Here is a 20,446-nt window from a genome sequence, read left to right as displayed (position 1 = left end):
TAAGGCATTCGGTCAGGCAGATTTATATTTAAGCTTCTTTTTGAATCTCTCGTCCGGTGTAATGATACACAAGCTCTTCGCTAATTTCCCGTAGTTTTCTTTGATTGGTTGTAGAGTAGGAGTCACTCGATGAACTGGTGATCCCTTTTTTCGTAAAATATTTGCCGGTTACCTGGGAGCCGCGTGCGCCTGAAGCAAGCGATACCTCCAGATCGGCTCCTTCTTCCGGGGAGTCACCGAACTTACTAGTAAATTTGTTTAGTCCCCGGTAAAAGGCATTTTTATTGTTCAGGCCAAACCCGGTGGAAATGTTGCCGGGATGGAGCGCGTTCACTTTAATATTTTCTTGGCGGAGTCTTTGGGCCAAGTCATACGTGTACAGCAGCAAGGAAAGCTTTGCAAGCCCGTATTGCTTTAGGCCATTATACTTTTGCTCGCCCTGCAGGTTTTGAAAGTTCATTTTGGATAAGGCATGCGCAGCAGAGGACACATTCACTACCCGTCCATCAGAGCTCTTACGCAGAAGTGGAAGAAGAAGCTCCGTAAGGTAAAATACCCCGAGGTAATTCAGGGCAAAGGTGCGCTCCAAATGCTCCTCGGTCCAGACGCGGGAAGAGTATACGGCGCCGGCGTTGTTAATCAGAGCATCAATCCGTCCGTAATCCCGTGCGATATCTTTGGCGAGTATTTCTATTTCCTGGAGAAGGGAGAGGTCCGTTTGATAAAAATGGAGGTCCGTGTTTCCGGTTTTTTGCTCCAATTCGGCAATCAGTTCCTCACATTTCCATTCTTTGCGTCCCACCAGCAATAAGGTATGCCCTTCAGCCGCCAGTTTTTCCGCTGTGATTCTGCCAATACCGTTTGTGGCCCCGGTAAGTACGATAGTGCGTGGGTTCTCTACTGTATTTTCCATCGATGAAGGCCTCCCTTAATCGTCAAACTAAAGGAGCAGCGCTCCTCAAAAAGAAGCGTCTGCTCCGCCGGAATTTTTATTGTCTTGCGCGTACCCAGTTAATCAAGCCGCCGCGAAGCATCATATCAATTTGACGCCTCGACATTTCATGGCGCACTGTGATGGTTTCATTTTTATTCTTGATAGCAGCTTCGAACGTATTGTGGTTTTGGATATTTTCACGCAGGTTCTCAAGTACAATAGTATCACCGACGTCGATTTTCATATAGTCTTCGGTATCCTCAAATGTAATCGGAAGCACGCCGAAGTTCACCAGGTTCTGCCAGTGAATACGGGCGAAGTCCTGGACGAGCGCAACACGCAGGCCAAGGTAGCGAGGTGCGAGCGCTGCGTGCTCACGGCTTGACCCCTGGCCGTAGTTGGATCCGCCGATAATGGCGTGCCCAGTATCGTCTTTAATTTCCATGGCCCGGTTGTAATAATCTTCATCCGTAATTTCAAACGAGAACTTGCTGATTTCCGGAAGGTTACTGCGGTATGGAAGCACGCGGGCACCGCCGGCAAGAATCTCGTCTGTGGAGAAGTTATCGCCGAGCTTCAGGAGTACCGGCACTTCAATGCGGTCCGGCAGTTCTTCCATTTCCGGAAGGGTAGCAATGTTCGGCCCTTTTTCAATTTTTATATTTTTAGCCTCTTCATAAGGAATCGGCTCCTGAAGCAAACGGAAATCGACCGTTGGTTCGTCTGGTTCGCCAACTTTTGGATAATCCATATCGAGCGTCCGCGGATCGGTGATTTCACCATACAGCGCAGAAGCCGCAGCAATTTCAGGACTGCAAAGGAAAACACGGTCTTCTTTTGTGCCGGAGCGTCCCGGGAAGTTCCGCGGGGTCGTCCGCAGGCTGTTTTTATGGGTGGCGGGTGCCTGTCCCATCCCGATACAGCCGTTACAGCCTGCCTGGTGAAGCCGGCCGCCGGCGCTCAGGAGATTGGCAATGTGGCCGTTGGAAACGAGGTCTGTCAGCATCTGCCGTGAAGATGGGTTAATATCAAAGCTGACATTTTCATGCACGTTTTTTCCTTTCACGATTTCAGAAGCAATCGCAAAGTCCCGGTAGCCCGGATTGGCGGACGAACCGATATATGCCTGAAAAATTGGCTCACCGGCAATTTCACGGACAGGGACAACGTTGCCCGGGCTCGATGGCTTGGCAATCAGAGGCTCGAGAGAGGACAAATCGATTTCTTCATCGATGTCGTATTGGGCGCCGCGGTCAGCTTTCAGCTCCTGCCATTCGTCCTCGCGGTCCTGGCTGGCCATAAAACGCTTCACTTCTTCGTCCGAAGGAAATACGCTGGCGGTGGCTCCGAGTTCCGCTCCCATGTTTGCAATAACGTGGCGATCCATGGCGCTCAAGTCTTCCAGGCCGGGGCCGTAGTATTCAATAACTTTGTTGGCACCGGCTTTTACGTCATGGCGGCGGAGAAGCTCAAGAATAACATCCTTGGCGCTGACCCAGTCCGGGAGTTTGCCGGTAAGCTTTACTCCCCATACCTGGGGCATTTTTACAAAGAATGGTTCTCCGGCTATAGCCATGGTTACTTCGATACCGCCTGCCCCCATGGCAAGCATCCCCATACAGCCGTTGGCACAGGTATGTGAGTCCGATCCGAGAAGCGTGCGGCCGGGGCGTGCCAGGCGCTGCATATGCACCGGGTGGCTTACGCCGTTACCCGGGCGGCTAAAATACATGCCAAAGCGTTTTGCTGCTGTCTGAAGAAACAGGTGATCATCCGGGTTTTTATTGTCTTCCTGAATAATATTGTGGTCTACGTATTGGGCGGAAGCTTCTGTTTGAGCTCTCTCCACCCCCATGGCTTCAAGCTCAAGCATCACCATTGTGCCTGTAGCGTCCTGGGTGAGTGTCTGGTCGATCTTCATTCCAATCTCTTCGCCCGGAGTCATATCCCCGGACACGAGGTGTTCTTCAATTAATTTCTGGGTTACGTTTCGTGCCATAAATGGTGTCCTCCTTCGTCAAAATTCCAATTGTGTTAATTTTTCTGAATGAAAACATGCTCTCTATATTTATACCTGTTAAGAAAAACTCGTAAACAAGAAATCTTTCTTTTCGTGTAAATTTTGATGTGTGATATTATTAAGAAGGATGAAACCATTCTTGCGACTTTTGCGTATAAACAATTGTATAGAAGAAAACGAACCGTTAAAAAGGAGAGAAAGCCATGGGTAAAAGAATCATGCTGTTTTTATTAACAAACATGATGGTATTGTTAACGATTGTCATTGTGTTCTCAATACTGAGTTTGTTTGGTGTTAACCTGGGTGCTTATAACTACGGTGCCGGTACGTTGAATCTGGTGCCGCTGTTAATTATTAGCGCCGTTATCGGCTTTGCTGGTTCATTTATTTCACTAGCAATGTCGAGATTCATTGCGAAAAAAGCAATGAATGTCAAAGTGATTGACCCGGACAATCCGGGAAGCCAGGCTGAAAAAATGGTAGTGGAGAAGGTCCACCGTCTCTCCCGGCGGGCAGGGCTCACTCATATGCCGGAGGTAGGAATTTATCAATCCGCTGAAGTAAACGCATTTGCCACAGGGCCGACTAAAAAACGGTCGCTTGTATCCGTGTCCACCGGCCTGCTTCAATCGATGGATGATGATGCCGTCGAAGGCGTTATTGCCCACGAGGTAGCCCACGTTGCAAACGGGGATATGATTACCATGACCCTTCTGCAGGGAATTGTGAATACATTCGTTGTGTTCCTGGCGCGTGTCGTAGCCTTTGCGGTATCAAGGTTTGTAAATGAAAATATGCGGCCGATTATTCACTTTCTGGCGATTATCGTATTTCAAATTCTTTTTTCGATTCTCGGAAGCATAGTCGTCGCCGCCTACTCCCGGTACCGGGAATATCACGCTGACCGTGGCGGGGCGGATCTTGCTGGAAAAGACAAAATGGCTCATGCTCTGCGCTCTCTGCAGAATTATGTGGACCGGGTGGACACAGAGCAGTCCTCGATGCAGACGCTGAAAATTAACAACAAGCCGTCGGCTGCTGCGATGCTCTTTTCGTCGCACCCGCCGCTTGAAGACCGTATCCGTCGTTTAGAACAAGGCTGAATAGTAAGTACTTCCCCGGATGCAAGCCCTGCGTCCGGGTTTTTTGTATAGAGTAAAAGACAGGAAAGCGAAAATTTCCCAGGAAATATGAAAATGACACAAAAACGTAAATGATATCGTTCGAATTTGGCTTTATATCATGATATAAAGAATAGAGTGATTTATTTATTGAAAGGAGAAGTCCTATGAAATATAGATTTTTCGGCCTTCTCGCGGTTTTATTTTTCATTACTTCACCTTACCAAGCGTTTGCAGCACCTATGCTGGAATCCTCAAGCCCTGAAGATGGAGATTCTGTTTTAGAAGTGCCCGAACGCCTCGAGCTTACTTTCGATACAGAAATTGACCGTGTGGAAGATGTATATCTGCTTGTAGAAACTGGGGACGAGATTGAAATGTCGGATCCCGAAATTAGTGATGACGGCCTTACTGTAATTTCAAATGTAGAAACTGTATTGGAAAATGGTAACTATGTATTAAATTACAGTGTTACTGGCGAAGATGGGGAAACTGTACAGGGAGCTACGAATTTCAGTTTGAACAGCAATAAACCTTTCGAAGAAAGGCAGCAGGAATTAGAAGCACGAACGGGAGAAAGCTCCCTTTCTGAAGCTGAAACACAGGCTGCGGCTGAAGCAGAAGAAGCAGGGCCGAATATTCCGGGAATGGTGTTTATGGGGACTCTCGGTTTAGCTATCGTTACCGCGTTTACAATCATATTATGGAAAAATAGAGAGCGTAAAAATGACAGCTGACAGCTTCGACATCCTCGAAGCTGTTTTTTATAGGAAAAAATTTTTAACGGCTTCAACCGTTCCTGTTTGCCAGAGGGGCACCGTTGTCCGCTATAATAGGTGAAGAGAGGACGGAGATTTAGATGAGAGAGCAGCAGACAGGCATTTTAGCAGGAGTGGCGGCTTATGTACTTTGGGGTTTTCTTCCGCTTTACTGGAAGCTTTTTAACGATGTCCCGGCGATCGATGTACTCGCCCACCGGATTATTTGGTCTTTTTTATTTATGGCTGTACTTATCGTGTTGGTCGGGCGTGCTAAAGGAGTATGGAAGGAAATCAGCCGTTCATTTTACTCGGTGAAAACGACAGTGTCTATTACAGGAGCCGCTTTATTGATTACCATTAACTGGTTTACCTTTATCTTTGCGGTGAATGGAGATCATGTGATCCAGGCAAGCCTGGGCTATTACATCAATCCCCTTGTGAACGTTGCCCTGGCCACGGTGTTTTTAAAAGAAAGACTCGCCCGCATAGAAATAGCCGCTGTACTTCTGGCGTTTATTGGGGTGTTTGTACTTACCATTTCTTACGGACAGTTTCCATGGGCCTCAATTATTCTGGCGTTATCATTTGGGTGTTATGGTATTATAAAAAAAACTGTGGCACTTGGCGCATGGGCAGGCTTAACTCTGGAATCATTTCTGGCAGCCCCGTTGGCACTGATTTTTTTAATGTTTTTTTCAGGCGAAACAGCTTCGGCCTATGATTCAGGCACATGGACGCTGCTCTTCGGGGCCGGCGCCGCCACAGCTATTCCATTACTGCTGTTTGCCTCGGGGGCACGAAAAATCAGCTACTCCCTGCTTGGATTTCTACAGTATATTGCGCCGACGATTATGCTGATACTGGGTGTTTTTTTATTTAGGGAGCCTTTTTCCTTCCAGCAGTTTACGGCGTTTTTAATCGTTTGGGCAGGACTTACCCTATTTACCTATTCCCGTACACGTATCCATATGCAGCGCAGAAAAACTGAAGCAGCTATAAATAATTAAAGTAAAGGAGAAAAAGCATGGACGAGCGCTATTCAAGGCAGCAGCTGTTTTCCCCAATAGGTGAAATGGGCCAGAAAAAAATAAGCGAAAGCTCTGTGACGATTGTGGGCGCCGGGGCGCTCGGCGCTTCGGCAGCGGAGATGCTTGTTCGCGCCGGAGTAGGGACGGTGACGGTTGCAGACCGTGATTATGTAGAGCGCAGCAACCTGCAGCGCCAGCAGCTGTACACGGAAAAGGATGCCGCAGCGCAGATGCCTAAAGCGGCAGCGGCAGAAAAACGGCTACGTGAGATTAACTCCGGGATTCATGTGCACGGGGAAGTGGTGGATGTGGATTTCACCTGGATGGAAGCAAAAGCGGCAGAGACAGACCTTATCATTGACGGTACGGATAATTTTGATACACGGCTGCTCATTAACGATGCGGCGAGAAAATACGGTAAGCCCTGGATTTACGGAGCGTGCGTTGGAAGCATTGGCATGGTCCACCCGTTTCTACCGGGAGAGCGCCCCTGCTTTCGCTGTGTATGGAAGAAAATCCCTTCACAGGGGCAGACGTGCGATACAGTAGGAGTGATCGCGCCGGCGGTACAGTCAGTAGCGGCAAAGCAGACGGCCGCAGCTTTGAAAATACTGGTCGGGGACGGAGAAAGCCTCCCGGTAACCCTGGATTATTTTGATCTTTGGAACCAGCATCAGTTTTCCATTGGACTGCAGAGCAGTAAAGACCTGGGATGCGACTCATGCGGTGAAAAAGCGACGTACCCGGCATTAACATATGAGCATTCAAATAAAACGAGTGTACTGTGCGGCAGAGACACGGTACAGATTCGGCCGGGAGAAAGCAAACAGCTGAACTTTGAGCGGTTGGAGCGAGATTGGGAAAGCCGGAACTGGAGCGTGCGTAAAAATCCTTATCTTTTGTCAGTACAGACCGAAACGCGGCGCATTGTTTTATTCCAGGACGGCCGGGCACTCATTCACGGCACGAGCGACGTGCAGGAAGCCAAGCGGTGGTACGCCCAGCTGCTCGGATAGACTGAGAAAATCCATCGACGGGAGATGAGGCACAATATGAACTGGAAACCTTTCGTGGCAGCAGGGGCCGGGATTTTTCTTCTTCAAGGCTGCAGCGGCGATCCGCAGGCAGAACAAAATGAAGAGCAGGCCGAGCTGACTGTTTCAGCAGCAGCTAGTCTTCAGGACGCCCTTACAGAGGTTCAGAAGAGCTTTGCGAATGAGCATCCCGATATCTCGCTTGCCTTTAACTACGGAGGATCCGGCACGCTGAAGCAGCAGATTGAGCGCGGCAGCCCGGCAGACATTTTTTTGTCAGCCTCCGCCGCGCACTATAACGATCTTGAAGAAGAAAACAAAATGGTGGAAACAGAGGATCCTGTCTTCGCGGAAAATACGCTGGTGGCAGTGGTGCCCAGAGATAGTAAGGCAGAAGAATTGCAGGAGGTGCTGGAGGGAAGCGGACGCATAGCAGTGGCCACGCCAGAAGCGGCGCCCGCTGGAAGGTACGCACAGGAAGCACTTACCTCCATGCAGGAATGGAAGCGGGTGCAGGAACGGGTGGTTTTTGCCAAAGACGTACGTCACGCGCTGACGCTCGTGGAAAGAAACAATGCAGCGCTGGGCTTTGTGTATGCCTCGGATGCCCGCGGGGCTGACGTGCAGGTTCTTGAAGAGCTTGACCCATCCCTGTATTCTGCTATTCATTATTACGGCGGGGCCGTAGCGGGAAACGGTAATGAAAAAGAAAGCCGGGAGTTTATGGAATACCTGCAAAGCAGCGAAGCTCAGGACATTTTGCGCTCGTACGGTTTTTCAGATCCGGAATAAAAGGAGCGTGCGTGCCTGATGTTTTGGTTTCCAATACAGTTATCCCTTTTGACAGCAAGTGTTGCAGCTGTCCTTGTTTTTATTGCCGGCGCGGTCCTTGGAAGAATTTTTGCGGTCAGGAATTTTCGGGGAAAGCTGGCAGCGGAAACGTGCCTGATGCTTCCGCTTGTACTGCCGCCGTCGGTTACCGGTTTTTTGCTTATTATTGCTTTTGGTACAAACAGCTGGATCGGCAGCGTATATGAGAAAGTGTTTCAGAATTCGATTATCTTCACCCCGGTGGCGGCCGTTGTGGCCGCAGCGGTCGTTGCGTTTCCTTTGATGTTTCAGTCGGCAAAAACCGGCTATGGTTCAATTGACCCCAATATTGAAGCCGCTGCAAGAGTTGAGGGGGCAGGAGAGTGGCGGGTGTTTACAAATATTGCTCTCCCTCTCGCCGGCCGGGCCCTTATGACAGGGTTTGTGCTCAGTTTTACAAGAGCTCTGGGAGAATTTGGGGCCACCCTGATGTTTGCGGGGAATATCCCCGGCGTTACGCAAACGATGCCGACAGCCATATACGTGGCCATTGAGTCGAACCAAATGAACCTTGCGTACACATACGTCGGCATCAGTATATTTATTTCCTTCCTGCTGCTCGGTTTAACATACCTTCTGAATAGGGAAGATTAAGTACTAATCATGTGTTTCGCGGTAGTAATCACCGCTTTTTCCACCGGTTTTTTCCAACAGATATGTCGGTCCGATAACCATCCCTTTATCAAGGGCTTTACACATATCGTAGACGGTCAATGCAGCGGCAGAGGCTGCGGTTAATGCTTCCATTTCCACGCCCGTGCTTCCCTTCGTCTTAACAAAGGCTTCGATAAAAAGCTCGTACGCTTCTTCTGTTTTCCAGTAAAAGCTGATGTCTACGTTACTCAAAGGAAGCGGATGGCACATGGGGATTAGGGTAGATGTCTGTTTGGCACCGGTAATTCCTGCAATTTGGGCGACGGCGAGCACATCGCCTTTTTTAATATCGCCCTGCGTAACCGCCAGGTAAACGTCTTCGGGAACTCGTATGCTTGAGCCTGCCAGGGCGCTTCTGCTCGTCACCGGTTTATCGGAGACGTCTACCATCCTGGCGCGGCCCTGCTCGTTAAAGTGCGTGAATTCTGACATGGGCATGTCCCTCCTGGATATAGTATTGACCGATTATAGCATGGATACATACATTCACATACAGTAAAGGAGCATCGATATGGTTGAAAAACGTACGCCTGTCCCCGTGAAAGAAGCAATCGAACGAGTGATGGAGAATATCGGAAAAGGGGAGGTGGAGGAAGTATCGATCCATAATTCCTACGGCCGCCGCCTGGCAGAGACAATCACGGCCGCTCATCCGGTTCCACCCTTTGACCGTTCTCCGTATGACGGGTTTGCGATCCGTTCGGTTGACTCCACGGGGGCTTCCCGGGAGCAGCCGGTAACTTTTCAGGTAGTGGAGGAAATCGGCGCTGGTTTTGTGTCAGAAAAAGACCTGGAACCTTTTCAGGCAGTACGTATAATGACCGGGGCAAAAATCCCGGAGCAGTGCGACGCTGTCGTGATGCTCGAGCTTGCCCAGGAGGATCATGATGGTACGTATCCGCTCATGACGATTAAGCGCGAGTTTGAAAAGAATCAAAACATTTCCTTTGAAGGTGAAGATACGAAGGCAGGGAGCGAGCTCGTGCCGGCAGGAACTTGGATCGACCCGGGCGTAACAGCTCTGCTTGCTACCTTTGGCTACGCTACGGTGAAAGTGGCTAAAAGACCTGTCGTTGGCGTATTTGCGACAGGCACCGAGCTGCTCGATGTCTCTGATGAACTGGAGCCGGGAAAAATACGGAACAGCAATGCCTATATGATGATTGCCCAGCTGCAGCGGGCGGGGGCAGAGCCTGTATACTACGGTAAGCTGAAAGACGAACTTGAACCCTGCTACGAAGCGGTACGCCAGGCGGCAAAGGAGACAGACATGGTTATTACGACCGGAGGAGTATCGGTCGGGGACTACGATCTGCTGCCGGATGTTTACGAACGTCTCGGAGCGGAGGTGTTCTTTAATAAAGTAGCGATGCGTCCCGGCAGCGTAACGACCGTCGCCAGTTGGGGAGGTACGCTGCTGTTCGGTCTCTCGGGGAACCCTTCCGCCTGCTACATGGGCTTTGAGTTGTTTGTGCGGCCAGTTATTCAGGCAATGATGCATTCTGAGCGTCCACATCATACGATGGTGAAGGCAGAGCTTGCAGCAGATTTCTCCAAGCCGAATCCGTTCACCCGGTTTGTGCGCGGAAGCTGCCGTGCGGAAGGTGACCGTTTATATGCAGAGCCGGGCGGGTTCAATAAATCGAGTGCAGTAACCTCCCTGGCTGGTGCGAACGCGTGCATTGTTCTCCCTGGAGGAAGCCGCGGGTATCAGCAGGGGGACGTGGTCGACGTTATGCTGCTTGAAGATAACGAAGGCCAGAAAGAGCCGCTGTCATGACAATTCCTGTGCTGCAGGTAATAGGGTTCAAAGAAAGCGGAAAAACGACCCTGCTTAAACGCTGGACGGCGCTTGCCAGGGCCAACGGCTGGAGAGTGGGCGTGTTAAAGCATCACGGCCACCAGCACGAACCGCTCCAGCCGGAGGGAGTCGACAGCATGGAGCTGAAGGAGGCAGGAGCTATGGTTTCGGGCGTTGAAGGCGCCGGGGTCTTTCAGTTCCTGGCAGATTTAGAGGCTCCGGAGCTTTCCACGCTGCTGAATATTTATCAACAGCTCCCCCTTGATGTTATTCTTATAGAAGGATACAAAAAAGCACCGCACCCAAAAGTATTTCTGCTTCGAAGCACAAATGATAAAGCCACCCTTGAGGATCTTGATAACATTCAAACAGCGTTTGGCCCTGGAGAAGAAGTGAATCATTTTCAGGACACTGAGAAAGCAGATGCATGGTTTGAACAATATATGAGGAGTATACTATGGAAAAACGATTTTTCGTGACATCAGAACCGTTGTCTGTGGAAGAGCTTGCTGCTGAGGTCACGCGTCCGGAAGCAGGAGCTGTTGTGCAGTTTATCGGCACGGTCCGGGAATTTACTAAAGGCCGGCGCACCGTTTACCTGGAATACGAAGCTTATCATTCGATGGCGGAAAAGCAGCTTGAGGCCATCGGCCGGGAAGTGAAGGAGCGCTGGCCGGATGCTGAATCAGCCGTGGGCCATCGCACCGGTGAACTGCAGATATCGGATGCGGCAGTCATTATTGCTGTTTCAACGCCGCACCGGAAAGACGCCTATGAAGCGAATGAATATATTATTGAGCGCATCAAACAGATTGTGCCAATCTGGAAAAAGGAACACTGGGAAGACGGTGAACAGTGGGTCGGAGACCAGCTTGAACAAACGCGGTACCCGGACGGGGCCCCAGGAGGTGGAAACAAATGATTAATGTGTTATGCTTTGCCCACATGAAAGATATTTTTGGCGGCGAGAGGCTTGCCATTAACAGCGGAGGCATAGCGACCGTAAAGGATGTGCTTGAGCATTTGAAATCAGCATATGATGCAGATGTAAGCGGCATTATGACTGCGGTAAACGAAGAGTTTGCCGAAGAAAGCACGCCGGTGAGCCAGGGGGATACTGTAGCTCTGATCCCGCCGGTCAGCGGAGGGTAATGCCGTGGCAGATGGAATCATTCTTACTGGAGGCATGTCGGAGCGGTTTGGTTCTCCGAAGGCCTTTGCTGTCTGGAAAGAAAGCTACTTTTATGAACGAGCCGTCCAGGCTCTTCAATCCGAAGTGAAGACCATCTGGATTATTTCACATCCGTCGTTTGCGGGGAGAATAGAAGCGGGAGAGCAGGTGAAGGTGAGAGAAGATCTTCCTCCTCATCAGGAAAAAGGACCGCTCGCCGGACTTTTTACCGGGCTTTCTTATACAGAGGAAGAATGGGTCTTTATGCTTCCGGTGGATATGCCGCTTATTACCAAAGCGGAAATCCGTTTTCTGGCTTCTTATATTTCTCCGGAGACGGAGGCGGTTATCCCGGAGGCTGCGGGAAGAATCGCGCCCGCATGCGGATGGTTCCACGCGGATCTGCTTTCGAAGGCAGAAGCCCAGCTCGAATCCGGAGATTATCGCATGAAGAAGGTATTCAGCGGTAAGGAAAAAGTAATAGATGTTAATCAGATGTACTGGCGCCCTGAAGCATTTGAAAATATTAATACCGCCTGGCAGCTCGAAGAGTTAAATAGAAAGGTAAAATAGAGAGGGGGAATACCATGAGCAATGTAACTGACCAGTTAAACCGTCCCCTTCGTGACCTGCGTATTTCCGTTATAGATCAATGCAATTTCCGGTGCACCTACTGCATGCCGGCTGAAATTTTCGGCCCGGATTTTGAATTTATGGGCCAGGACGAGAGGCTCTCCTTTGATGAAATCGTACGGGTTTCTCGTCTGTTCGCCGGGCTTGGCGTCGAGAAGCTCCGATTAACCGGCGGAGAACCGCTGCTTCGCAAAAACATGCCGGAGCTGATCCGCCGCCTGACAGAAATTGAAGGCATTAAAGATATCGCCCTTACCACAAACGGCGTGATGCTGCCAGCCCAGGCTGAAAAATTAAAAGCAGCCGGGCTGCAGCGGGTGAACATCAGCCTCGATGCACTCGATGATGAAGTATTCGCAAGCATTAATGGCAGAAAAACCGGGTCGAAGCCAGTACTAAAAGGCATTGAAGCAGCAAAAAAAGCAGGTCTAACTGTAAAGGTGAATACCGTAGTTAAAAAAGGGATGAATGAAGAGCAGATTCTTCCCATGGCGATGTATTTTAAACAGCGCGGGGTCAATCTGCGCTTTATCGAGTTTATGGACGTGGGGAGCACTAACGGCTGGAACTTCAGCTCAGTGGTGACGAAAAAGGATATTATCGACACGATTCACCAGACGTTTCCGATTGAGCCCGTGGATCCGGGCTATTACGGTGAAGTGGCTGACCGTTACCGTTACAGGGACGGCAGCGGCGAAGTCGGCGTGATTTCGTCTGTCACGGAGTCATTCTGCTCTACGTGCACACGGGCCAGAATCTCTGCGGACGGCAAGCTGTTTACGTGCCTGTTTGCCACCGAAGGGTATGATTTACGAAATCAACTCCGTTCCGGGGACTCAGATGAAAAGATATTTAATAGTATTGCCGGTATATGGGGGAGACGGACCGACCGTTACTCGGAAGAGCGGACCGAAGAAACAGCGCGCAACCGTAAGCGGATTGAAATGTCCTATATTGGGGGATAATAGTACAAAAGAGGAAGCCTGAAAAAGGGCTTCTTTTTTTAAGAAAAAATAAAGGAGGGAATTTTTATGGCGACAGAAAAACATAAAGAGCAGGCAGAGAAAAAGATCCAATGCGCTGTCATTACCGTAAGTGATACGAGAACGGAAGAAACGGATAAAAGCGGCAGACGTATTCATGAGCTGCTCGAATCCCACGGCCACGAAGCGTGCTTTTATTCTATTGTCACGGATGAACAGGCGTCGATCACCAATCGTTTGAACGAAGCGCTCGCCCACCCGGAGGCAGAAGCAGTGCTGATTAACGGCGGTACTGGAATTGCCGACCGGGATATTACGATTGAAACTGTGACACCCAGATTTGATAAAGCAATCGTCGGGTTTGGCGAGCTGTTCCGCTATTTGAGTTATGTAGAAGACATTGGCTCTTCCGCAATTTTATCAAGAGCTGAGGCTGGTATTATTGACCATAAACCGGTGTTTACTATGCCAGGCTCCTCTGGTGCCGTAAAGCTTGCGATGGAGAAACTGATCATCCCTGAGCTCCCGCATGTGGTCTGGGAAGCTACAAAGCAGCGCGATCTGTAGGGGAAATTAATAATAAAAGAGGTGCTTGTATGAAAGAACCAAGTTTAGAGGAAATCAGGGCCTCGGAAAAAGATTATCACCGCCGGTACTACCAGCAGCATGATTTGTTTGAAAAAGGCACCTGGATGAAAAAACCCGCTTCTCGCATTATCGGCGCCCTGGAACGCATCCGAAAAGGAGAGGACGTGCGGCTGCTTGATCTCGGCTGCGGCATCGGCCGTAACAGCATACCGGCCGCCAAGCAGTTTCAGGAGCAAGGCTGTGAAGTGGTATGTGTCGATTTCTTAGATGAAGCCATCAGCCAATTAACGGAATATGCCAGTGAATACGGCGTGGAAAAAGAAATTAAACCGGTAAAAAAAGCAATAGAAGACTACACGCCAAAGGAAGCGTATTTTGATGGCGTCATCGCAGTATCAAGCATTGAGCATGTGCCTGATGAAAAAACCTTTTGGAGGCTGATTGATAAACTTCAGAAAGGCACAGCTGAGGGCGGTGTGCACGCGTTCTTAATAAACACTGGTATCCATGAAACAGATACCGAAACAAAGGAAGAACTTCCGGCAAAAATGGAAGTGAATTTTGATACAGGCGATATTATTCAACAGCTTTCCCGGCAGTACGCAGACTGGACGGTTCATAAGCTTGAGAGCGAAGCGCAGTCGTTTACGACCTACCGGGGGGAACGAAAGGTGCTTATTAATTCAAATATGCTGCTGCTTGAAGCAGTTAAAGAACGGGCCTGACGGCTCGTTCTTTTATATCTGCTGCATCGCAGGCTTAACGAATGGAAAAAGCGGGAAAGCAAAAATAAGCTTTTTGTATGTCGGTTTTACCATGAGGAAGGGGGGCAATCCTGATGACAGAAAATATATTTATGCTTATTTCCTGTATCTTTTTTATGCTGCTGGTAGCTTTTATTTCTTATATGAAAACAAGGAATCGTATTAACAATTCCGACGGCTATTTTCTCGCAGGCAGGAGCCTGACCGGCGGGTTTATTGCGGGAGCGCTTCTTCTTACTAATTTGTCGGCCGAGCAGCTGATCGGTTTAAACGGCCAGGCGTATGGGGCGAATATGTCGAATATGGCCTGGGAAGTAACGGCAGCTTTCTCGGTAATTATTTTAGCGCTGCTGCTTCTTCCAAGGTATTTGAGCGGGGCGTTCAGCACTCTTCCTGAATTCCTGGGAGAGCGTTTTGACCAGGGTGTCCGCAGGTATGTAGTCGTATTATTCATGCTGGGCTACGTTTTCGTAACCATACCTTCTGTATTATATTCAGGGGCACTCGCTGTTCTGCAATTGTTTAATATTCCCGATTTATTCGGTATTACGTATGAGCAGTCTGTGTGGGCGATGGTCTGGACCGTGGGATTGATTGGCGCAGCTTACGCCATTTTTGGCGGCCTGCGTGCAGTAGCAGTGTCTGATACGTTAAATGGCATCGGCCTGCTCATTGTCGGGCTCATCGTTCCAATTCTTGGCTTTATCGAACTCGGGGGAGGGAATTTGCTGCAAGGAATGGAAACGATGGCGGTAACTGAGCCCGAAAAGCTGAATGCTATAGGGTCAAGTGAGGATGCGGTGCCTATTGGTACAGTATTCTCTGGCATGATAATGATGAATTCATTCTACTGGGCAACGAATCAATACGTTATTCAGCGGACGCTCGGGGCGAAAAACCTGGCGGAAGGGCAGAAGGGGGTATTGTTTTCAGGATTTTACAAAATGCTTGTACCACTTTTTATGATGGTACCCGGGGTAATTGCCTATCATTTATACGGAGATGGGCTGAGAAGTATCGACCTTGCTTATCCGGAATTGATTAATAATCTGCTGCCGGGCTTTTTGAGCGGATTTTTTCTCACGGTCTTAATGGGAGCGGTGTTATCAAGCTTTAATTCGCTTTTAAACAGTGCTTCTACCATGTTTGCACTGGATGTTTATAAAGCTAACGCCCGAAAAAAATTTCCGACCAGCATCTGATTACGGTCAGTAAATGGTTTGGAAGTGTTCTCGCGCTTGTTTCTTTTTTTATTGCTCCTTTGCTGATGTTTGCTCCAGAAGGCCTGTGGACCATTATCCGGGAATTCACTGGTTTTTTTAACATTCCAATTATAACGATCGTTTTATTCGGAGTATTTACCAGGCGGGTGCCTCCGCTTGCCGCCAAAATTGTCATTATTTTTCACGTGGTTTCCTATTACATTGCGCTATGGGGACTGCCTCAGTTTACAGGCGTAGAAATACCGATTAATTTTATTTATGTGTCGTTTGTTCTCTTTCTGATAGAAGCAGGCATTATGATGTTATTAGGTTGGTACAGGCCAATGAAAGGGGCAGCAAGACGGAACGCCCCAAAGGTATCGATGGTGCCATGGAAGCATGCTTTAAGTGTCTCATGCGTCCTTATTGGAGGGGTGGCTTTCTTGTTCCTGCTGTTCTCACGTGCGGGACTCGCATACGCCGATGGAATAGTTTCACCGTGGTTTTGGCCGCTCACAGCACTGATTGCAGGAGTGACCGCTGTGCTTGCAGCGTTTTCCTATCGACATTGGAACGAAAAGTATACAAATTACCTGCTTCAGTATAAATCAGGAAAAAATGAAAGTTCCCGGGTTCATATGGAACCGAAGAATAAGGCGTAAAAAAGCTCTGGGAACTTGAGTGATTTGTCCCAAAACCCTCTTTCACAGGTTGAAAATTGGCAGGCGTTAGGATACGATGATAAAGGTTCTAAGCAACAGGCGCATAGAAGTGAACGTTTTATGACATATTTGTGTTTAAAAATCGTCAATTTTGAAATTTTGCCAGAGAAAAAATGACGAGAGGCATAAAAATTTGCTACGATAATGGTGCGCTCTGCATATGAACGGAATGAACCGTGGCTGATGGAGAGAGGGGTTATTCATCACAGAAGTCGGTAATAAAAAGGAAGGAGCGTGAAGCGCTTGAAAAACTTAGTTTCCTGGTTCAAAAGGCTATTTATGGTACCGGGGTTGTTTGCTTTGCTGCTTGTCGCCAGCGGCTGCAGCGGTATTACAGTTTTGGATCCTAAAGGGCCGGTGGCCAGAACCCAGCAGGAACTCATTATTTTTTCTATTACACTGATGTCCGTCATTGTCATTGTTGTTTTTGTGCTATTTTTCTACATGATTATCCGGTTTAGGGAACGCCCGAACTGGACAGACAAAGACTATGACCCTCACCAGCACGGAAACACTACGCTCGAGATAATTTGGACAGTTATTCCGTTTATCATTGTAGCAGCTCTTTCAGTTCCTACGGTAACTTCCCTTTATGCATTGGAAAAACCGCCGGAAGAGACGAATGACCAGGAGCCGCTGGTAATACATGCCGATACCTCCAACTGGAAATGGTATTTCAGTTATCCGGAGCAAAACATTGAAACGGTTAACTACTTACACATACCGGAAAATCGCCCGGTCGAATTTAAGCTGGCGTCTGCCGATTCGATGACAGCCCTCTGGATACCGGCGCTTGGCGGCCAGAAATATAACATGGCCGGAATGCAGAATACACTGTATCTTCAGGCGGACGAAGAAGGCGAATTTGCAGGACGCAATGCGAACTACAACGGTTCTGGCTTTGCTGAGCATACATTTACGGTTACTTCTGAGAGCGAAGAAGAGTTCAATCAGTGGGTAAGCGATGTTCAAAACAATGCCCCGGAAATGACTAAGGACCGCTTTGATGAGTACCTTGAGCCAGGCCTTGCCCAGGAAGCAGAATACTCCAGCACACATTTAGAGTATGTAGACTTTGGCATGAACTCAGGCAGAAGCTACATCACTGATCTTTACAGTGGCAATCTTGGTGAACAGCTTCACCTTGAAGGCGGCGAAGGCGGCCCTTGGGAAGAGGAATAAATTACGATATTTATAATTAAAGAAAGCAGGTGACATCCTTTGTGGGATTTTATATGGAATGACTTTCTTGTCACCGGAGAACCTATTATTTACGGGGCAATGGCCTCCATCGTCCTCGCTACAGTAGGTATTGTGTTTGTCCTGACGTATTTCAAGCTATGGAAATGGCTGTGGGATGAATATCTGACAACGGTAGACCACAAGAAAATTGGTATCATGTATATTATCGCAGCGCTTGCTATGCTGTTCCGCGGCGGGGTCGATGCCCTAATGATGAGAACGCAGCTTGCACTTCCCAATATGAATTTCCTGAATTCCGTGCACTATAATGAAATTTTCACTACGCATGGAACAGTCATGATCCTGTTTATGGCGATGCCGTTTATTATCGGGCTGATGAACGTTGCGGTTCCGCTTCAAATAGGCGCCCGGGACGTAGCTTTTCCGTTTTTGAACGCCTTCAGCTTTTGGACATTTTTCTTTGGGGCAATGCTGTTTAACATTTCCTTTGTTATCGGTGGTTCTCCGAGCGCCGGATGGACAAGCTATGTGCCGATGGCCGGGCCGGAATTGAGTCCGGAAATTAACCAGAATTACTATTTACTGGGACTTCAGCTGTCAGGGATTGGTACACTGGCCACGGGCATCAACTTCCTGGTGACCATTCTTCGCATGCGTGCACCAGGCATGACGCTGATGAAGATGCCTATCTTCACATGGTCTGCATTGATTACATCCATTATCATCATCTTTGCTTTTCCAATTTTGACGATTGCACTGGCTCTGATGACGTTGGACCGCATTTTTGGCACCCACTTCTTTACATTAGCCGGTGAAGGTATGCCGATGATGTGGGCTAACCTTTTCTGGCTGTGGGGACACCCAGAAGTATATATCGTTATCCTTCCGGCGTTCGGGGTCTTTTCTGAAGTTATCTCGACATTCGCCAGAAAGCAGCTGTTTGGTTACAAAGCGATGGTTTACGCCATGTGTGTTATCGCAGGGCTGAGCTTTATCGTCTGGGTCCACCACTTCTTTACGATGGGCGCCGGAGCAGGAGTTAACTCTCTATTCTCCATCACAACGATGCTTATTGCCGTTCCGACCGGGATCAAGATATTTAACTGGCTTGGGACAATGTATAAGGGACGTATCAGGTTTAACGTGCCGATGCTGTGGGCGCTTGCCTTTATACCGAACTTTACCATTGGCGGCGTCACCGGGGTTATGCTCGGTATGGCTTCCGCTGACTACCAGTATCACAACACGTATTTCCTGATTGCCCACTTCCACTACGTGCTGATTGCCGGCACATTGTTCGGAATGTTTGCAGGGCTTACGTACTGGTACCCGAAAATGTTTGGCCATAAGATGAATGAAAAATTAGGTAAAATCAGCTTCTGGTTTACGGTTATCGGGTTCAATATTACGTTCCTTCCGCAGTTTTTCCTTGGCCTTATGGGAATGCCGCGCCGGACATATACGATTGAACCGGAATGGATGCCGCTTAACCTGCTGTCTACTGCCGGAGCTTTTGTTCTGGCAGCAGGATTTGTCATCTTTACGTTCAATATTTATTACAGCGCCCGTTATGAGCCGCGGGAAAAAACAGGGGACGCCTGGGACGGCCGTTCGCTCGAGTGGGCTACAACAACCCCGGTTCCGCACTACAATTTCGCGACTGTGCCTTACGTCAACAGTCATGAAGCGTATTGGGACATGAAAGAAACAGGAGCTACAACGTACGATGAATCCAAGCTCGAGCCGATCCACATGCCTAGCTACAAAGGGCTGCCGATCATTATGTCAGCTATTATGTTCATCGCAAGTTTTGGTCTGGTATGGCACTGGTTCTGGCTTGCAATTCCAGGGCTCCTCGGGGTGATTATCTGCATGGTTATTCGCTCCTTCGACTTTGATGAAGGGTACCACGTCCCTATTGAGGAAATTAAACGTACTGAGGAGCAGGCAAGGGGGCGTAAAGAATGAGTGAACACGCAGAATTGAAAACAGGACCATTAGAGTACCGTAGAGAAGACGGCCCCTTAACTATTCTCGGTTTCTGGATCTTCCTGGCAGCCGAGGTGGTGCTTTTCTCTACATTGTTTGCCACCTACGCTGTTCTATTCGGCCGCTACGGCGAAGCCACTCCGGCTCACGAACTGTTTGAAATGCCAATGGCGCTTACAATGACCTTTCTGCTGTTAGTCAGTAGTTTTACGTGCGGCATTGCCGTGCACATGATGAGAAAAGAATCGTTGAAAGGCCTGGTAATATGGTTGATCATTACTTTGGCACTGGGCCTTGGCTTTTTGGGTTTTGAAATTTACGAGTTTGTGCATTACGTGCATGAAGGCGCCACAATTCAGTCGAGTGCCTTCTGGTCGGCCTTCTTTACCCTTACTGGTACACACGGCCTCCACGTAACGCTCGGTGTCTTCTGGTGTACGGCGATTATTATTCAATTAATACGCTTCGGTTTGACGCCCGTCATAGCCAGAAAAACGTTTGTTATCGGTCTGTACTGGCACTTTTTGGACGTTGTATGGATTTTCATCTTTACAGCTGTCTATCTGATAGGGATGGTGGTTTAAATGAGTGAACACACAGAACACAGTGAGTCAGGCATCCCCGTCAAACACGTAATTGGCTTTATTGCTTCAATTGTTTTGACCCTGGTTGCTGCTTATACGACCGTAATGTCCGGACTTCCAGTTCCATGGATTATTGCAATCATTATGATACTTGCAGTAATCCAGGCTGTGCTTCAGCTTGTCATGTTCATGCACATTGCTGAGAAAAACCCTATACCGCAGTATGGAAACATCCTGTTTGGGTTTTTCATCGCGGCGGTAGTGATTGCAGGTTCCATCTGGGTCATGTCCTTTGGCATGAGCGACATGGATATGGACAGCGGCGGTGGATCCGGCGGCGGTTCAGAGGAAATGGATCATTCAGAGCATTAAATAGCAAAAGCC

At 48.8% G+C, this 20,446-nt stretch carries 24 protein-coding genes; 21 read left to right on the top strand and 3 right to left on the bottom strand.

Annotated elements, in window-relative coordinates; translation table 11 throughout:
• Positions 1-28: 28 nt before the first annotated feature.
• The gene (locus CHL76_RS00700) at positions 29-913 is read right to left on the bottom strand and encodes an SDR family NAD(P)-dependent oxidoreductase (RefSeq protein ID WP_094907540.1); all 885 of its coding nucleotides are present in this window, start codon (positions 911-913) and stop codon (positions 29-31) included.
• Between the two features lie 76 nt (positions 914-989).
• Complete coding sequence (locus CHL76_RS00695) at positions 990-2,933, bottom strand: aconitate hydratase (RefSeq protein WP_079474914.1); 1,944 nt, start codon at positions 2,931-2,933, stop codon at positions 990-992.
• Positions 2,934-3,157: 224 nt separating this feature from the next.
• Between CHL76_RS00695 and htpX the strand changes: the two genes are divergently transcribed.
• The 6 genes from htpX to modB all read left to right on the top strand — a co-directional run bounded on the left by htpX (position 3,158) and on the right by modB (position 8,362).
• A complete protein-coding gene (gene htpX / locus CHL76_RS00690) occupies positions 3,158-4,057 on the top strand; it encodes a protease HtpX (protein WP_094907539.1) in 900 nt (299 codons plus the stop codon).
• A 185-nt stretch (positions 4,058-4,242) separates the two neighbouring features.
• Positions 4,243-4,812, top strand: coding sequence for a copper resistance CopC family protein (locus CHL76_RS00685; protein ID WP_094907538.1), 570 nt, complete (start codon positions 4,243-4,245; stop codon positions 4,810-4,812).
• Positions 4,813-4,934: 122 nt separating this feature from the next.
• On the top strand, positions 4,935-5,843 hold the full coding sequence (rarD, locus tag CHL76_RS00680; protein WP_094907537.1) for an EamA family transporter RarD: 909 nt from the start codon (positions 4,935-4,937) through the stop codon (positions 5,841-5,843).
• Between the two features lie 17 nt (positions 5,844-5,860).
• Complete coding sequence (locus CHL76_RS00675; RefSeq protein ID WP_094907536.1) at positions 5,861-6,880, top strand: ThiF family adenylyltransferase; 1,020 nt, start codon at positions 5,861-5,863, stop codon at positions 6,878-6,880.
• A 36-nt stretch (positions 6,881-6,916) separates the two neighbouring features.
• Entirely contained in the window at positions 6,917-7,690 is a 774-nt protein-coding gene (modA, locus tag CHL76_RS00670) for a molybdate ABC transporter substrate-binding protein (RefSeq protein ID WP_158219016.1), read from the top strand.
• Positions 7,691-7,708: 18 nt separating this feature from the next.
• Positions 7,709-8,362 (top strand): molybdate ABC transporter permease subunit, encoded by a 654-nt coding sequence (modB, locus tag CHL76_RS00665; protein ID WP_094907534.1) that lies wholly within the window; start codon positions 7,709-7,711, stop codon positions 8,360-8,362.
• Positions 8,363-8,365: 3 nt separating this feature from the next.
• Here modB and moaC read toward each other — a convergent pair whose 3' ends face one another.
• On the bottom strand, positions 8,366-8,854 hold the full coding sequence (moaC, locus tag CHL76_RS00660) for a cyclic pyranopterin monophosphate synthase MoaC (RefSeq protein WP_079474921.1): 489 nt from the start codon (positions 8,852-8,854) through the stop codon (positions 8,366-8,368).
• A gap of 79 nt (positions 8,855-8,933) precedes the next feature.
• Here moaC and CHL76_RS00655 point away from each other — a divergent pair, with 79 nt between their 5' ends.
• The 15 genes from CHL76_RS00655 to qoxD all read left to right on the top strand — a co-directional run bounded on the left by CHL76_RS00655 (position 8,934) and on the right by qoxD (position 20,434).
• Positions 8,934-10,202: a molybdopterin molybdotransferase MoeA gene (locus CHL76_RS00655; RefSeq protein WP_079474922.1), complete on the top strand. Its 1,269-nt coding sequence runs from the start codon at positions 8,934-8,936 to the stop codon at positions 10,200-10,202.
• A complete protein-coding gene (gene mobB, locus CHL76_RS00650) occupies positions 10,199-10,702 on the top strand; it encodes a molybdopterin-guanine dinucleotide biosynthesis protein B (protein ID WP_094907533.1) in 504 nt (167 codons plus the stop codon). Before CHL76_RS00655 ends, mobB begins: the two co-directional genes overlap by 4 nt.
• On the top strand, positions 10,681-11,145 hold the full coding sequence (locus CHL76_RS00645; protein ID WP_079474924.1) for a molybdenum cofactor biosynthesis protein MoaE: 465 nt from the start codon (positions 10,681-10,683) through the stop codon (positions 11,143-11,145). Before mobB ends, CHL76_RS00645 begins: the two co-directional genes overlap by 22 nt.
• Positions 11,142-11,375, top strand: coding sequence for a MoaD/ThiS family protein (locus tag CHL76_RS00640; RefSeq protein WP_079474925.1), 234 nt, complete (start codon positions 11,142-11,144; stop codon positions 11,373-11,375). The genes CHL76_RS00645 and CHL76_RS00640 overlap by 4 nt, the downstream gene beginning before the upstream one ends.
• Before the next feature lie 4 nt (positions 11,376-11,379).
• The gene (locus CHL76_RS00635) at positions 11,380-11,967 is read left to right on the top strand and encodes a molybdenum cofactor guanylyltransferase (RefSeq protein WP_079474926.1); all 588 of its coding nucleotides are present in this window, start codon (positions 11,380-11,382) and stop codon (positions 11,965-11,967) included.
• 14 nt (positions 11,968-11,981) lie between these two features.
• Entirely contained in the window at positions 11,982-12,992 is a 1,011-nt protein-coding gene (gene moaA / locus CHL76_RS00630) for a GTP 3',8-cyclase MoaA (protein WP_079474927.1), read from the top strand.
• A gap of 66 nt (positions 12,993-13,058) precedes the next feature.
• Positions 13,059-13,577, top strand: a complete 519-nt coding sequence (locus CHL76_RS00625; protein WP_094907532.1) for a MogA/MoaB family molybdenum cofactor biosynthesis protein — start codon at positions 13,059-13,061, stop codon at positions 13,575-13,577.
• Positions 13,578-13,606: 29 nt separating this feature from the next.
• Positions 13,607-14,323 (top strand): class I SAM-dependent methyltransferase, encoded by a 717-nt coding sequence (locus CHL76_RS00620; RefSeq protein ID WP_079474929.1) that lies wholly within the window; start codon positions 13,607-13,609, stop codon positions 14,321-14,323.
• 113 nt (positions 14,324-14,436) lie between these two features.
• The gene (locus tag CHL76_RS17420; RefSeq protein ID WP_307725187.1) at positions 14,437-15,564 is read left to right on the top strand and encodes a solute:sodium symporter family transporter; all 1,128 of its coding nucleotides are present in this window, start codon (positions 14,437-14,439) and stop codon (positions 15,562-15,564) included.
• Between the two features lie 65 nt (positions 15,565-15,629).
• Entirely contained in the window at positions 15,630-16,226 is a 597-nt protein-coding gene (locus CHL76_RS17415; RefSeq protein WP_307725186.1) for an SLC5/6 family protein, read from the top strand.
• A 15-nt stretch (positions 16,227-16,241) separates the two neighbouring features.
• Positions 16,242-16,403: a hypothetical protein gene (locus tag CHL76_RS16890; protein WP_158219015.1), complete on the top strand. Its 162-nt coding sequence runs from the start codon at positions 16,242-16,244 to the stop codon at positions 16,401-16,403.
• Between the two features lie 126 nt (positions 16,404-16,529).
• Positions 16,530-17,468, top strand: coding sequence for a cytochrome aa3 quinol oxidase subunit II (qoxA, locus tag CHL76_RS00610; RefSeq protein WP_371862234.1), 939 nt, complete (start codon positions 16,530-16,532; stop codon positions 17,466-17,468).
• Between the two features lie 99 nt (positions 17,469-17,567).
• A complete protein-coding gene (gene qoxB, locus CHL76_RS00605; RefSeq protein WP_233133191.1) occupies positions 17,568-19,457 on the top strand; it encodes a cytochrome aa3 quinol oxidase subunit I in 1,890 nt (629 codons plus the stop codon).
• A complete protein-coding gene (gene qoxC / locus CHL76_RS00600; RefSeq protein ID WP_079474931.1) occupies positions 19,454-20,062 on the top strand; it encodes a cytochrome aa3 quinol oxidase subunit III in 609 nt (202 codons plus the stop codon). Before qoxB ends, qoxC begins: the two co-directional genes overlap by 4 nt.
• Positions 20,063-20,434 carry a cytochrome aa3 quinol oxidase subunit IV gene (gene qoxD, locus CHL76_RS00595; protein WP_079474932.1) on the top strand — a complete coding sequence of 124 codons (372 nt, stop codon included), beginning with the start codon at positions 20,063-20,065 and terminating at the stop codon, positions 20,432-20,434.
• Positions 20,435-20,446: the final 12 nt, after the last annotated feature.

The sequence above is a fragment of the Marinococcus halophilus genome, assembly GCF_002265875.1.
Classification (GTDB): Bacteria; Bacillota; Bacilli; order Bacillales; family Marinococcaceae; genus Marinococcus; species Marinococcus halophilus.
This window is presented reverse-complemented; position numbering and strand designations above follow the sequence as displayed.

What these genes read in the sequence shown, in the direction of transcription:
- CHL76_RS00700 (WP_094907540.1), bottom strand. Translation starts at nt 913, where the DNA reads ATGGAAAATACAGTAGAGAACCCACGCACTATCGTACTTACCGGGGCC.
- modB (WP_094907534.1), top strand. Translation starts at nt 7,709, where the DNA reads ATGTTTTGGTTTCCAATACAGTTATCCCTTTTGACAGCAAGTGTTGCA.
- moaA (WP_079474927.1), top strand. Translation starts at nt 11,982, where the DNA reads ATGAGCAATGTAACTGACCAGTTAAACCGTCCCCTTCGTGACCTGCGT.
- CHL76_RS00695 (WP_079474914.1), bottom strand. Translation starts at nt 2,933, where the DNA reads ATGGCACGAAACGTAACCCAGAAATTAATTGAAGAACACCTCGTGTCC.
- rarD (WP_094907537.1), top strand. Translation starts at nt 4,935, where the DNA reads ATGAGAGAGCAGCAGACAGGCATTTTAGCAGGAGTGGCGGCTTATGTA.
- CHL76_RS00620 (WP_079474929.1), top strand. Translation starts at nt 13,607, where the DNA reads ATGAAAGAACCAAGTTTAGAGGAAATCAGGGCCTCGGAAAAAGATTAT.
- htpX (WP_094907539.1), top strand. Translation starts at nt 3,158, where the DNA reads ATGGGTAAAAGAATCATGCTGTTTTTATTAACAAACATGATGGTATTG.
- CHL76_RS00655 (WP_079474922.1), top strand. Translation starts at nt 8,934, where the DNA reads ATGGTTGAAAAACGTACGCCTGTCCCCGTGAAAGAAGCAATCGAACGA.
- CHL76_RS00625 (WP_094907532.1), top strand. Translation starts at nt 13,059, where the DNA reads ATGGCGACAGAAAAACATAAAGAGCAGGCAGAGAAAAAGATCCAATGC.
- modA (WP_158219016.1), top strand. Translation starts at nt 6,917, where the DNA reads ATGAACTGGAAACCTTTCGTGGCAGCAGGGGCCGGGATTTTTCTTCTT.
- qoxC (WP_079474931.1), top strand. Translation starts at nt 19,454, where the DNA reads ATGAGTGAACACGCAGAATTGAAAACAGGACCATTAGAGTACCGTAGA.
- CHL76_RS17415 (WP_307725186.1), top strand. Translation starts at nt 15,630, where the DNA reads ATGTTTGCTCCAGAAGGCCTGTGGACCATTATCCGGGAATTCACTGGT.
- CHL76_RS00640 (WP_079474925.1), top strand. Translation starts at nt 11,142, where the DNA reads ATGATTAATGTGTTATGCTTTGCCCACATGAAAGATATTTTTGGCGGC.
- CHL76_RS00645 (WP_079474924.1), top strand. Translation starts at nt 10,681, where the DNA reads ATGGAAAAACGATTTTTCGTGACATCAGAACCGTTGTCTGTGGAAGAG.
- qoxD (WP_079474932.1), top strand. Translation starts at nt 20,063, where the DNA reads ATGAGTGAACACACAGAACACAGTGAGTCAGGCATCCCCGTCAAACAC.
- CHL76_RS00675 (WP_094907536.1), top strand. Translation starts at nt 5,861, where the DNA reads ATGGACGAGCGCTATTCAAGGCAGCAGCTGTTTTCCCCAATAGGTGAA.
- qoxB (WP_233133191.1), top strand. Translation starts at nt 17,568, where the DNA reads ATGGCCTCCATCGTCCTCGCTACAGTAGGTATTGTGTTTGTCCTGACG.
- mobB (WP_094907533.1), top strand. Translation starts at nt 10,199, where the DNA reads ATGACAATTCCTGTGCTGCAGGTAATAGGGTTCAAAGAAAGCGGAAAA.
- CHL76_RS00685 (WP_094907538.1), top strand. Translation starts at nt 4,243, where the DNA reads ATGAAATATAGATTTTTCGGCCTTCTCGCGGTTTTATTTTTCATTACT.
- moaC (WP_079474921.1), bottom strand. Translation starts at nt 8,854, where the DNA reads ATGTCAGAATTCACGCACTTTAACGAGCAGGGCCGCGCCAGGATGGTA.
- CHL76_RS17420 (WP_307725187.1), top strand. Translation starts at nt 14,437, where the DNA reads ATGACAGAAAATATATTTATGCTTATTTCCTGTATCTTTTTTATGCTG.